This is a genomic window from Rhizobacter sp. P2_D12 (genome assembly GCF_056404395.1).
Window position 1 is genome coordinate 15256 of the sequence record NZ_JBFUEB010000083.1, and the last position, 12304, is coordinate 27559.

Here is a 12304-nt window from a genome sequence, read left to right on the forward strand (position 1 = left end):
TTGCTGCGCCTCCAGGACACGACAGGGGCGGGCGCCGCGAGGGCCCGCCCTTTTTTCATGCGCGGATGTAGTCGCCTGTTGTCACTTACACCACGCGACAACCCCGTCGCGATGTTTCGGGTTTCTCTCTATCCCCTTACACCCTCTCTCGGCTAATCTCCACCTTGGAACCGGTTCCAAGTGGCCTGAAGAGCACCCATCACCGTCAATCCGCCGCAAGCAAAGAAACACCACCGCATCCGGCTCCACCTGCGGCGGGCGCCGCTGTGCGCCCGTGATTCCGCCAGCCTGCAAGGGCCGGCCCATTGACGGAGATCGACATGTTGACTTCAACAGGGATGCAACGCGTCCCCCGCCCGCGCGCGAAAAGCGCCGGTGCGTGGGTGACGTTCTTTTTGTGGGCGTGTGCCGCCTTGCTGGCGGCCGTCACGCTGCCGGCCCGCGCGGCCGACTACACGCAGGGCGTGGCCGTGTCCGGCAGCACCGCGACGATCTGGTTCAAGTCCAGCGTCAGCACCACCTGGGTCGATGCCCACTACAAGGTCAACAACGGCGGCCAGTTGAACGTGCGCATGACCTACTCGAGCGCCAACGCGCGCTGGGAGCAGGCCGTCGCCAACGCCGTCACCGGCACCGTGCTGAGCTACTCGTTCACCTACAACAACGGCAACCCGGCCTACGACACGCCGAGCTTCAGCTACACCGTCGGCGGCACCACACCGCCGGATCCGGTGCCCAGCGGCATCGCCTGCTTCTACGAGAACGCCAACTACGCCGGCGCGGTCACCTGTTCCGACGTGGACAGCAGCTGGGTCGGCGGCACCTGGAACGACCGCTTCTCGTCGGTCAAGGTGCGCGCGGGCTACAAGGTGCAGCTGTTCAACGACATCAACTACGGCGGCGGCTCCGTCACGCTGACGGCCGACACGCCGAACCTCGGCACCGTCGGCTTCAACGACCTGGCCTCGTCGTTCAAGATCACCACCAACGGCAGCACGCTGCCGACCTCGGACACGCCGGACTTCGGGCCCAACGTGTCGATCTTCGATCCGGCCACGCCGATCGACACGATCCGCACCAAGGTCAACAGCGCCTTCGATTCGATGAACAAGAGCCCGACCGCGCAGTTCGGCGGCCAGCGCTTCACCTTCCTGTTCAAGCCGGGCACCTACAACGACCTGTGGATCAACCTCGGCTTCTACACCACGGTGGCGGGCCTGGGCCAGAACCCGGATGACGTGCGCTTCCAGAACGGCGCGCTCAACGTCGACAGCGGCTGGAACCTCGGCGACGAGAAGAACGCGACGCAGAACTTCTGGCGCTCGGTCGAGAACCTGTCGGTGGTACCGAACGGCGGCACCAACCGCTGGGCCGTCTCGCAGGCCGCGCCGATGCGCCGCCTGCACATCCTCGGCAACATGACGCTGGGCCCGTCCAACATGGACGGCGGCCAGGGCTATGCGAGCGGCGGCTACATCGCCGACAGCAAGATCGACGGCCAGATCAGCTCGGGCTCGCAGCAGCAGTGGTACACCCGCGACAGCAACCTCGGCAGCTGGACGGGCGGCGTGTGGAACATGGTGTTCTCCGGCGTGCCGGGCGGCCCCGCGGCCACCACCTTCCCGCAGCCGGTCTACACCGTGCTGCCGACCACGCCGTTCTCGCGCGACAAGCCCTACCTGTACATCGACGGCGCCGGCAAATACCGCGTGTTCGTGCCGTCGCTGCGTGCCAATGCGTCCGGCGCGAGCTGGGCCAACGGAGCGACGCAGGGCACGTCGATCCCGATGAGCCAGTTCTACGTCGCCAAGCCGTCCGACAGCGCCGCAACGCTGAACCAGGCGCTGGCGCAGGGCCTGAACCTGTTCTTCACGCCGGGCACCTACCAGCTCAACGACACGGTGCGCATCACGCGCGCCAACACCGTGGTGCTGGGCCTGGGCTTCCCGGCGCTGGTGCCGGTCGGCGGCGTCACGGCGATGAGCGTGGCCGACGTCGACGGCGTCAAGGTCGCCGGCCTGCTGTTCGACGCAGGCACGGTGAACAGCCCTTCGCTGCTGACGGTGGGCCCGGCCGGCGCGGCCAACAACCACGCCGCCAACCCGATCAGCGTGCATGACGTGTTCTTCCGCATCGGCGGCGCGGTGTCCGGCAAGGCGACGAACAGCCTGGTGGTCAACAGCCACCAGACCCTCATCGACCACATCTGGGCCTGGCGCGCCGACCACGGCAGCTCGCCCACCGGCTGGGGCGTCAACACCGCCGACACCGGCGTCGTGGTGAACGGCAACGACGTGCTGGCCACGGGCCTGTTCGTCGAGCACTACCAGAAGTACGAGGTGGTCTGGAACGGCCAGAACGGCAAGACGATCTTCTTCCAGAACGAGTTCCCGTACGACCCGCCCAACCAGGCCACCTGGCGCAGCGACGCACTGGGCTACGCCGCCTACAAGGTGGCCGACTCGGTGACCACGCACGAGCTGTGGGGCGGCGGCGCCTACTGCTTCTTCAACATCGACCCGACGATCCACGCCGGTCGCGGCTTCGAGGTCCCGGCCACGCCGGGCGTCAAGCTGCACAGCGTGCTGACGGTGTCGCTGGGCGGCGTCGGCGTCATCGACCACGTGGTCAACAACACCGGCGGGCCGGCACAAGGCGTGTCGACGATTCCGGTGAACGTGATCAACTTCCCGTAAGCACTCTTTTCGCTTGAAGGGCGGCCCGTCGCTGTGAAGCGGCGGGCCGCTTCCGCTCCGAGGGGATGCTAGATTCGTCGCAGCTTCCACTCCCGACTCCCGCACGTGATGACCAGCGACTCGGCGCTCGGCGCCCGCATCCTGAAGGTGAACCACGCTGGCGAGAACGGCGCGATCGGCATCTACCGCGGGCAGATCCTGGTGGCCCGGCTGACGGCACCGTCGATGGTCGCGGAGCTGAAGGAATTCAAGACGCACGAAGAGCGGCATCGCGCGATCTTCCTGGCCGAACTGCAGCGGCGCGGCGTCCGTCGCTGCCGCAGCTACCGGCTGTGCGGTGCCGGCGGCTTGCTGCTCGGTTTGATCACCGGCCTGTTCGGGCGGCACGCGATCGCGGCCACGACGGTCGCCGTCGAGCGCGTGGTGCTGTCGCACCTGAAAGAGCAGCTCGCCGTGCTGGCCGGCCAGGACGATGCGGCGATCGCCGCCATCCGGCAGATCGTCGATGAAGAGCAGCACCACCACGACCAGTCCGCCTCGCATCTCGCCCCCGGCCAGTTCTGGCCGCGCGTGCTGTCGCCGCTGGTGGCGGCCTCGACCGAGTCGGTGATCTGGCTCGGCATGCGACTGTGAGCAGAGGCTCCTCGATGCTTTCATCCGTGCAGGGCGCCGGCTTCTCCGCGGTCCACAGGCTGCGCCAGCAACTCGGGCTGCGGTTGGCGAAGCGCTTGTTCGACGACATGGCCCGCGAGTCGAGCCAAGGAGCGCCGGCTGCGCGCCGGTCGATGCCGGCGAGCCTGGCATGGGCGTACCTGATCGCTGCAGGCATCCACGGGACGAGCCTGCTGTTCGCCATCACCGGAGCCACGGTGCTGTGGGCGCCGTGGCGCAACCCGTTCGCGGTGTTCGGCGCCTTCCTGCTGCTGTGCCTGGCGTGGGCGTGCAGGCCTCGCTTCGGCGTCGAACCCGACAGCGTGTTGCCGCGCCACGGCTTTCCGGTGCTGTACGGCTTGGCGGACCGCCTGGCGGATGCGATCGGCACGCCTCGCGTCGACGGCATCGAGCTGTCCCCCGAATTCAACGCCAGCTACGGCACCGCAGGCTGGCGGGGGCGCCGCTGCATGTCGCTCGGGCTTCCACTGATGGCGGTGCTGTCACCGCAGGAGCGTCTCGCCGTGATGGGGCATGAACTCGCGCACGGGGCGAACGGTGATCCGCTGCGGGGGCGCTTCCTGGCGAGCGCGTTGCACACGCTCGTCATGTGGGCGCAACTCGTTCGGCCGATGGGGATCGGTGGAGCTGGGCGTGGCATGCACTCGGGCGGACCGCTGGTTTCGCTGCTGGCCATTCCTTTCGAACTGGCCATGCTGGCAATGTCGGAACTGATCCTGCTCGTCGCCCGCGGCATGCTGCTGCTGGTGATGCGCCAGTCCCAGCGTGCGGAGTACCGGGCCGATGCGCTGGCCGCCAGGATCGTCGGTGCGCCTGCCCTGCGCTCGTCATTGGATCGACTGCTGCTGGACGGACTGGTCGAGGACGTGCTTCGCAGGCACGCGCTGACGGGTGACACCGCGCCGCTGATGCCGAAGTTCACTGCCGTCGCGGCCGCCGTGTCCGAGGCCGACATGCAGCGCTGGCGCGAACGTGCCGCCCAGTCGGGCGCGCAGGCCGACGCCTCGCATCCCCCGACGAGCTACCGCGTCGCGGCGCTCGATCGCTTGCCGCAGCAGGCGCCACCGGTCTCGATGACCGAGTCGGAGAGCGCCGCGCTCGACGCCGAACTCGCGCGCGTGGCGCCGGGCATCGAGCGCGAACTCGTCAATCGTTACATGGCCTCGCTGGAACACTGAAACGGAGTCCTCATCCCATGCCCCATCTCGTCCTCCTCGGCGATTCCGTGCTCGACAACGGCGCCTACACCGCCGGCGGGCCACCCGTCATCGAACAAGTGGCGCAGCGCCTGCCTGCCGGCTGGAAAGCCACGCTGTGCGCGGTCGACGGCTCGATGGCGGACGACATCGCGGCGCAGCTGGCGCGGCTGCCATCGGACGCGACCCACCTGCTGCTGAGCGTCGGCGGCAACGACGCACTGATGCGTGCCGACGTGCTGCAGACGCCGGTCGCGGTCAGCGGCGAAGCGTTCGCCCTGCTGCATGCGGCCGTCCGCGACTTCGAGGCCGCCTACCGCCGGATGCTCGACGCATGCATCGCGCGCGGCCTGCCCCTGGTGACCTGCACCATCTACCACGGCAACTTCCCGGACCCGGTCTACCAGCAGTGCGTGGCCGTCGCGCTGACGGTGTTCAACGACGCCATCCTGCGCGTCGCCGCCGACCATGGCCTGGCGGTGCTGGACCTGCGCTCGATCTGCACGCTGCCCGCCGACTACGCCAATCCGATCGAGCCCTCGTCGCAAGGCGGCGCGAAGATTGCCGATGCCATCGTGTCGGCGCTCATCGGCCCGACCGATGGCTTGCGCGAGGCGCGCCTGCTGCGCATGGCGTAGCCCCGCGTTCCGGCGGGTGCCGCAAGGCGAATCCCGGTTGCCGAGCGTGTCGAATGGGTGTACGGTGGCCGCCAGTGGCTTCTCGAACCCAAGGTTCACCAAAGGAGGCGGCCATGCGCAGACGCATCTATTGCTTGTTGCCCGACCTGGCAAGCGCCCGGCGGACGATGGACGACTTGTTGCTCGCCCGGATCGCCGAGCCCCACATCCACTTCGTCGCACGCGAGGGGGTCGTCCTCACCGGACTGCACCCGGCCAACGTGCTGCAGACCTCGGACGTGGTGCGTTCGGCCCAGGCCGGCCTGGTCATCGGTGGCGCTGCCGGCGCCGTGCTCGGCGTCTTCGCCGCGCTGTTCTTCCCCATCTTCGGCGACACGCCCGAGTGGGGCATGGTCGCCGTGCTGGCGATCGTCGGCGCGGGCTTCGGTGCCTGGTCGTCCAGCCTGATCGGCATCTCCACCCCCAATCACCGGCTCAAGCGCTTCGAGTCCGCCATCGAGCAAGGCCAGATCCTGCTGATGGTCGACGTGCCGCGCTCGCGCGTCGAAGACATCGAATCTCGTTTGCAAACCCTGCATCCGGAAGCTCATCTGGAAGGCGTGGAGCCGAACATCCCGGCGTTTCCCTGACCCGGGCTGCCATTCGACGGCGCCTCCCGCACGGAGGTGACGATGGAACATCGACTGCATCTGCATCGCTGGGAGCGGCAAGAACCTGACTGGTCTGCGGCCGCGGTGTCCGGTTTTGCCGCCGGCGCGGTCCTGATGGTGCTGGAACTCCTCTGGGCCACCGCCTCCGGCAGCATGGGCCCGTGGCGCATCTCGCAGCTGGTCGCGGCGATCGTGCTGGGGTCCGACACCGGTCATGCGTCCGACATGTTCAGCGTGCCCATCGTGGCCACCGCGCTCGCCACGCACTACGTGCTGGGCACCGTCTTCGGCATGGTGCTCGGCTTCATCAGCGCCGGCTTCCGCTACGACACCGGGCCGGGCGTGCTGGCGATCGTCGGCCTCGTGTTCGGCGCGCTGCTCTACCTGTTCAGCTTCCACGCGGCCACGCAGGTGTTCGCATGGCTGGTGGAGCTGCGCGGCTGGGCCACGTTCGCGGCCCACCTCGTCTTCGGCGTCACCGCCTCGCTGTTGTACTGGAAACTGGCGCGACGCCGCCCTGGCCCTGGGCGCAAGCCCTGATCGCCGGCCATGCTCATCGCCCTCGCGCTGCTGGTGATCGTCGTCGCGTCGGTGCTGTTCCACCTTGTCACGCCGTGGTGGACGACACCGCTGGCTTCCAACTGGAAGCAGATGGACGACACGCTGGCCATCACGCTGGCCATCACCGGCCTGTTCTTCGTCGTCATCAACCTGTTCGTCGCGTACACCGTCTGGCGCTTCCGGCATCGCAAAGGCCAGCGTGCCGCCTATGAACCCGAGAACAAGCGGCTCGAGCGCTGGCTGATCGGTGTCACGACGGTGGGCATCGTCGGCCTGCTGGCACCGGGGCTGGCGGTCTACGCCGACTACGTGCGCCCGCCCGCCGATGCGCTGCTGCTGGAGATCGTCGGCCAGCAGTGGCAATGGCGCTTCCGCTTGACCGGCGCGAGCGGCAAACTGGGCGGCAGCGACGCCCGCTTCGTCAGCGGCAGCAACCCGCTCGGGCTCGATCCGGCCGACCCCGCCGGGCAGGACAACATCATCGTGCTGGGCAACGAGGTGCACCTGCCACTCGGCCACCCGGTCAAGGTGCTGATGCGCTCGCACGACGTGCTGCACGACTTCTTCGTGCCGCAGTTCCGCGCGCGCATGAACATCGTGCCGGGGCAGGTGAGCTCGTTCTGGTTCACGCCGACCCAGCCCGGGCGCTACGAATCGATGTGCGCGCAGCTGTGCGGTGTCGGCCACCCCAACATGCGCGGCTTCGTCGTGGTCGAGGATGACGCCGCGTTCCAGGCCTGGCTGAAGCAGCAGCCCACCTTCGCGGCGACGCTGGCCGCCGCCGCGCCGGCCGGCGCCGGCACTGCCGGCGGCTCGCTGGCCGCGCAGGGCCGCTCGCTGGCCCAGACCAAGGGCTGCGTGGCCTGCCACACGGTCGACGGCAGCCCCGGCGTGGGGCCGACCTGGAAGGGGCTGTTCGGCAAGACCGAGACCCTGGTCGACGGCTCCACCGCGCTCGTCGACGAGGCCTACCTGAAGGACTTCATCCGCAACCCGAAGGCGCGCGCCGTGAAGGGCTTCGCCCAGGTCATGCCGCAGATCGAGCTGACCGACGACGAGCTGGCGGCGCTGGTGTCCTACATCAAATCGAACGGCAAACCGTCATGAGCTACGTCGACGCCGGCGCACACCACGCCCCGCAGACCTTCATCACGAAGTACGTGTGGAGCCAGGACCACAAGGTGATCGCGGTCCAGTACGCCAGCACCGCCATCCTGGTCGGCCTGATCGGCCTGGTGCTGTCCAACCTGATGCGGCTGCAGATCGGCTTCCCGGGCCAGTTCGCCTTCATCAACGCCGAGCGCTACTACCAGTTCGTCACCATGCACGGGATGATCATGGTGATCTACCTGCTCACGGCGCTGTTCCTCGGCGGCTTCGGCAACTACCTGATCCCGCTGATGGTCGGCGCGCGCGACATGGTGTTCCCGTACATGAACATGCTGAGCTTCTGGGTCTACCTGCTGTCGGTGCTGGTGCTCATCGCGAGCTTCTTCGTGCCGGGCGGGCCCACCGGCGCGGGCTGGACGCTGTACCCGCCGCAGGCCATCCTGCCCGGCACGCCGGGCTTCGAGGGCGGCATCGTGCTGATGCTGGTGTCGCTGCTGATCTTCATCGTCGCGACGACGATGGGCGGGCTGAACTATGTCACCACCGTGCTGCAGGCGCGCTGCGAAGGCATGACGCTGCTGCGCATGCCGCTGGCCGTGTGGGGCATCTTCGTCGCCACCATCCTCGCGCTGCTGGCCTTCCCGGCGCTGTTCGTCAGCGGCGTGATGATGCTGCTCGACAAGACCCTGCACACCAGCTTCTTCATGCCGGCCCTGGTCTCGCTCGGCCAGGCCACCGACTACAAGGGCGGCAGCCCGCTGCTGTTCCAGCACCTGTTCTGGTTCTTCGGCCACCCCGAGGTCTACATCGTCGCCCTGCCGGCCTTCGGCATCGTCTCCGACCTGATCAGCGTGCACGCGCGCAAGGCGATCTTCGGCTACCGCACCATGGTGTGGGCGATCGTCGTCATCGGCGGGCTGAGCTTCGTGGTGTGGGCGCACCACATGTTCGTCAGCGGCATGAACCCGTGGTTCGGCTTCTTCTTCGCGACCAGCACGCTGATCATCGCCGTGCCCACCGCGATCAAGGTCTACAACTGGGTCCTCACGCTGTGGCGCGGCGACCTGCACCTGACGGTGCCGATGCTGTTCACGCTCGCCTTCATCCTCACCTTCCTGAGCGGGGGATTGACCGGGCTGTTCCTCGGCAACGTCAGCGTCGACATCCCGCTGTCGGGCACCTACTTCGTGGTGGCCCACTTCCACATGGTGATGGGCGTGGCGCCGCTGCTGGTGGTGTTCGGCGGCATCTACCACTGGTTCCCCAAGGTCACCGGCCGCATGCTGGACGACCGCCTCGGCAAGTTCCACTTCTGGGTCACCTTCATCGGCACCTACCTGATCTACTTCCCGATGCACTACCTCGGCGTGCTCGGCATGCCGCGGCGCTACTACAACTACGAGAACTACCAGTTCATCCCGGCCTCGGCGCACACGCTGAACGCCTTCATCACGGTGGTCGCGTTGACGGTGGGCGCGGCGCAGCTGGTGTATGTCTACAACCTGGTCTGGAGCACGTTCTGCGGCCGCCGGGCGGATGGCAACCCCTGGCGTGCCGCGTCGCTGGAATGGGCCACGCCGAACACGCCGCCGGTGCATGGCAACTGGGGGCCGCGGCTGCCGGTCGTGCACCGCTGGGCCTATGCCTACAGCGTGCCGGGGGCGCCGCAGGATTTCATCGCGCAGGATGCACCGCTCGAGGCCGGTGGCCAGGAGCCCGAGCCGCCGGCGCGACCCAGGGAGGTGCCGACATGAACGGCGCCGTCATGATGCCGCCCGCGATGGACGACACGCCCGAGTCGCGTGCGCCGGGCACCGGCCTGTGGGTGTTCATCGGGGTGGCGAGCACGCTGTTCGCGCTCTTCCTGTCCGCCTACGTGATGCGAATGGACGGCGCGGCAGACTGGTCGACGATCGTGCTGCCGCAGCAGCTGTGGCTGAGCAGCGCGCTGCTGCTGGCCGGCAGCGTGCTGCTGCAGCGGGCCGGCACATCGGCCCGGGCCGCGCGCTGGCCCGCGGCGCGAACCCTGCTGCTGGCCGGCGGCGTGTGCGCGATGGCGTTCATCGGCGTGCAGCTGTGGGCCTGGCAATCGCTGCTGTCCGCGCGCGTGGGGCTGGCCGGCAACCCGGCCGCCAGCTTCTTCTACGTGCTGACGGCGCTGCACGGGCTGCACGTGCTCGGCGGCCTGGCCGCCTGGGCCTCGACGGTGCCGGCGGTCCTGCCGCGGCCGGCGGATCCGGCGCGCGTGGTGCGGCGCATCGCGCTGTGCGCGCGCTACTGGCACTTCCTGCTCGCGGTGTGGCTGGTGCTGTTCGCCGCGCTGGGCTGGCTGACGCCGGACGTGGTCCGGTTCATCTGCGGCAGGGGATGAGGAGCCGCCATGAGTGCCGTTGCCCACGATCTGTCCTCCGCACCGCCGGCCGGCTGGCGCGGGCTGGTCACCGACTGGTCGTCCGACCGCCAGGCCTTCCACGTCGCCTGGGGCAAGGCGATGATGTGGTTCTTCCTGCTCAGCGACACCTTCATCTTCGGCTCCTTCCTGACCGGCTACATGACGGTGCGCACCTCGACCACGGTGCCGTGGCCGAACCCGAGCCAGGTCTTCGCGCTGCACGTCGGCGGCTCCGACGTGCCGTTGCTGCTGATCGCCATCATGACCTTCGTGCTGATCACCAGCAGCGGCACGATGGCGATGGCAGTGAACTGCGCCTACCGCCGCGACCGCGTCAACGCGGCGGCGCTGATGTTCGTCACCGCCGCCTTCGGCGAGATGTTCGTCTGCATGCAGGCCTTCGAATGGACCAAGCTGATCCTCGAAGGCGTGCGCCCCTGGGGCAACCCGATGGGGGCGGCGCAGTTCGGCTCGACCTTCTTCATGATCACCGGCTTCCACGGCCTGCACGTCACGGCCGGCGTGATCTACCTGATCGTCGTCGCGGTGCGCCTGCTGCGCGGCCGCTACGACGGCGGCAACTACCAGATCGTCGAGATCGCCGGCCTGTACTGGCACTTCGTGGACCTGGTGTGGGTCTTCATCTTCGCGCTCTTCTACCTGTGGTGAGGTGAGCCATGACGACGGGAACGGGACAACAGCATCCGATCGGCCTGTACCTCAAGATCTGGGCGCTGCTGTTCGTGCTCAGCACGCTGTCGTACGGGGTCGACTACTTCCACTTCCACGGCATCCTGCGCTGGACGCTGATCGTGGTCTTCATGCTGCTGAAGGCCGGGCTGATCGTCGCGGTCTTCATGCACCTGGCCTGGGAGCGGCTGGCGCTGATCTGCGCGATCCTGCTGCCGCCGCTGTGYCTGTTGGTGCTGGTCGGGCTGATGGCGTCCGAAGCCGGCCACACGCACCTGACCAGGCTCATGTTCTTCCGCTGAAGCACAGTGCGCATCGACACCATCGCTTCCCTCGCGGCCGCGCATGCGCCCTGGCGCAACTACCTGGAATTGACCAAGCCGCGCGTCGTCGCGCTGATGCTGTTCACCGCCGTGGTCGGCATGCTGCTGTCGACGCACGGACCGCCGCCCTGGCGCGCGCTGGTCTTCGGCGTGCCGGGCATCGCCCTGGTGGCCGGCGCCGCGGCCGCGGTCAACCACCTGGTGGACCGGCACATCGACGCGCTGATGGCGCGAACGCGCGGCCGGCCRCTGCCGCGCGGGACGGTGCGCGCCGCGCAGGTGCTGGCGTTCGCCGTCGCGCTGGGCTCGGCCGGCATGGCCTTGCTGCTGGTCTTCACGAACCTGCTGTGCGCCGTGCTGACCTTCGCATCGCTGCTTGGCTACGCGGTGGTCTACAGCATGTTCCTCAAGCACAGCACGCCGCAGAACATCGTCATCGGCGGGGCGGCCGGCGCGGCACCGCCGCTGCTCGGCTGGGTCGCGGTGACCGGACAGGTCGACCCGGGTGCGCTGCTGCTGTTCCTGATCATCCTGGTGTGGACGCCGCCGCACTTCTGGGCGCTGGCGATCCACCGCCGCGACGATTACGCGCGCGCCGAGGTGCCGATGCTGCCGGTCACCCACGGCGTGGCCTTCACGTCGGCGCGCATCCTGCACTACACCGTCGCCCTGGTGCTGATCACGGCGCTGCCGTTCGCGATCGGCATGAGCGGCTGGCCCTACCTGGCCGGCGCGATGCTGCTGGGCGCGCGCTTCGTCGCGCTCGCCTGGCGCCTGCGCCGCGACGTGCGGCTGGCGATGCCGACCTTCCGTTACTCGATCGCGTACCTGTCCGGCCTGTTCGCGCTGCTGCTGGCCGACCATGCACTGGTCTGAGCAAACCGGGTTGTCGAGGGACCCGGCCGTGGCAAGGAACCCCCGTTCGCCCTGAGCTTGTCGAAGGGCCGGGCTGAGCCTGTCGAAGCCCTGGCGGCGGTGCACTGCAGGCGCTGGTGCGCTGCGGCAGGAACCCTTCGACACGGGCCCTCGACAAGCTCGGTCCCTGCTCAGGGCGAACGGGTGGGTGGTGCCATTCGCTGGAGCAAACCCGATTGTCGACGGGCCCGGCCGTGGCAAGGAACCCCCGTTCGCCCTGAGCTTGTCGAAGCCCTGGTGGCGGTGCACTGCAGGCGCTGGTGCGCTGCGGCAGGGACCCTTCGACACGGGCCCTCGACAAGCTCGGTCCCTGCTCAGGGCGAACGGGTGGGTGGTGCCGTTCGCTGGAGCAAACCCGGTTGTCGACGGACCCGGCCGTGGCAAGGAACCCCCGTTCGCCCTGAGCTTGTCGAAGGGCCGGGCTGAGCCTGTCGAAGCCCTGGTGGCGGTGCACTGCAGGC

12 protein-coding genes are annotated in these 12304 nt (G+C 68.5%); all 12 read left to right on the top strand.

Features of this window, described 5'->3' with window-relative positions; genetic code table 11:
• Nucleotides 1-383 precede the first annotated feature (383 nt).
• The 12 genes from AC1DYN_RS23740 to cyoE all read left to right on the top strand — a co-directional run bounded on the left by AC1DYN_RS23740 (nucleotide 384) and on the right by cyoE (nucleotide 11804).
• A complete protein-coding gene (locus AC1DYN_RS23740; RefSeq protein ID WP_477963629.1) occupies nucleotides 384-2696 on the top strand; it encodes a pectate lyase-like domain-containing protein in 2313 nt (770 codons plus the stop codon).
• A gap of 108 nt (nucleotides 2697-2804) precedes the next feature.
• Nucleotides 2805-3329 (top strand): demethoxyubiquinone hydroxylase family protein, encoded by a 525-nt coding sequence (locus tag AC1DYN_RS23745; RefSeq protein WP_477963649.1) that lies wholly within the window; start codon nucleotides 2805-2807, stop codon nucleotides 3327-3329.
• A 14-nt stretch (nucleotides 3330-3343) separates the two neighbouring features.
• Nucleotides 3344-4546: a M48 family metallopeptidase gene (locus AC1DYN_RS23750; protein ID WP_477963631.1), complete on the top strand. Its 1203-nt coding sequence runs from the start codon at nucleotides 3344-3346 to the stop codon at nucleotides 4544-4546.
• Between the two features lie 17 nt (nucleotides 4547-4563).
• On the top strand, nucleotides 4564-5202 hold the full coding sequence (locus tag AC1DYN_RS23755) for an SGNH/GDSL hydrolase family protein (RefSeq protein ID WP_477963633.1): 639 nt from the start codon (nucleotides 4564-4566) through the stop codon (nucleotides 5200-5202).
• 113 nt (nucleotides 5203-5315) lie between these two features.
• Complete coding sequence (locus AC1DYN_RS23760) at nucleotides 5316-5831, top strand: DUF1269 domain-containing protein (RefSeq protein WP_477963635.1); 516 nt, start codon at nucleotides 5316-5318, stop codon at nucleotides 5829-5831.
• A gap of 42 nt (nucleotides 5832-5873) precedes the next feature.
• Complete coding sequence (locus AC1DYN_RS23765; protein WP_477963637.1) at nucleotides 5874-6392, top strand: hypothetical protein; 519 nt, start codon at nucleotides 5874-5876, stop codon at nucleotides 6390-6392.
• Nucleotides 6393-6401: 9 nt separating this feature from the next.
• On the top strand, nucleotides 6402-7520 hold the full coding sequence (locus AC1DYN_RS23770) for a cytochrome c oxidase subunit II (RefSeq protein ID WP_477963639.1): 1119 nt from the start codon (nucleotides 6402-6404) through the stop codon (nucleotides 7518-7520).
• Nucleotides 7517-9277 (top strand): cytochrome c oxidase subunit I, encoded by a 1761-nt coding sequence (locus AC1DYN_RS23775; protein ID WP_477963641.1) that lies wholly within the window; start codon nucleotides 7517-7519, stop codon nucleotides 9275-9277. The genes AC1DYN_RS23770 and AC1DYN_RS23775 overlap by 4 nt, the downstream gene beginning before the upstream one ends.
• On the top strand, nucleotides 9274-9894 hold the full coding sequence (locus tag AC1DYN_RS23780) for a cytochrome c oxidase subunit 3 family protein (RefSeq protein WP_477963643.1): 621 nt from the start codon (nucleotides 9274-9276) through the stop codon (nucleotides 9892-9894). The genes AC1DYN_RS23775 and AC1DYN_RS23780 overlap by 4 nt, the downstream gene beginning before the upstream one ends.
• Before the next feature lie 9 nt (nucleotides 9895-9903).
• Nucleotides 9904-10584 (top strand): heme-copper oxidase subunit III family protein, encoded by a 681-nt coding sequence (locus tag AC1DYN_RS23785; protein WP_477963645.1) that lies wholly within the window; start codon nucleotides 9904-9906, stop codon nucleotides 10582-10584.
• Between the two features lie 8 nt (nucleotides 10585-10592).
• On the top strand, nucleotides 10593-10907 hold the full coding sequence (locus AC1DYN_RS23790) for a cytochrome C oxidase subunit IV family protein (RefSeq protein ID WP_477963647.1): 315 nt from the start codon (nucleotides 10593-10595) through the stop codon (nucleotides 10905-10907).
• Nucleotides 10908-10919: 12 nt separating this feature from the next.
• A complete protein-coding gene (cyoE, locus tag AC1DYN_RS23795; RefSeq protein ID WP_477963651.1) occupies nucleotides 10920-11804 on the top strand; it encodes a heme o synthase in 885 nt (294 codons plus the stop codon).
• Nucleotides 11805-12304: the final 500 nt, after the last annotated feature.

What these genes read in the sequence shown, in the direction of transcription:
- AC1DYN_RS23745 (WP_477963649.1), top strand. Translation starts at nt 2,805, where the DNA reads ATGACCAGCGACTCGGCGCTCGGCGCCCGCATCCTGAAGGTGAACCAC.
- AC1DYN_RS23750 (WP_477963631.1), top strand. Translation starts at nt 3,344, where the DNA reads ATGCTTTCATCCGTGCAGGGCGCCGGCTTCTCCGCGGTCCACAGGCTG.
- AC1DYN_RS23755 (WP_477963633.1), top strand. Translation starts at nt 4,564, where the DNA reads ATGCCCCATCTCGTCCTCCTCGGCGATTCCGTGCTCGACAACGGCGCC.
- AC1DYN_RS23760 (WP_477963635.1), top strand. Translation starts at nt 5,316, where the DNA reads ATGCGCAGACGCATCTATTGCTTGTTGCCCGACCTGGCAAGCGCCCGG.
- AC1DYN_RS23765 (WP_477963637.1), top strand. Translation starts at nt 5,874, where the DNA reads ATGGAACATCGACTGCATCTGCATCGCTGGGAGCGGCAAGAACCTGAC.
- AC1DYN_RS23770 (WP_477963639.1), top strand. Translation starts at nt 6,402, where the DNA reads ATGCTCATCGCCCTCGCGCTGCTGGTGATCGTCGTCGCGTCGGTGCTG.
- AC1DYN_RS23775 (WP_477963641.1), top strand. Translation starts at nt 7,517, where the DNA reads ATGAGCTACGTCGACGCCGGCGCACACCACGCCCCGCAGACCTTCATC.
- AC1DYN_RS23780 (WP_477963643.1), top strand. Translation starts at nt 9,274, where the DNA reads ATGAACGGCGCCGTCATGATGCCGCCCGCGATGGACGACACGCCCGAG.
- AC1DYN_RS23785 (WP_477963645.1), top strand. Translation starts at nt 9,904, where the DNA reads ATGAGTGCCGTTGCCCACGATCTGTCCTCCGCACCGCCGGCCGGCTGG.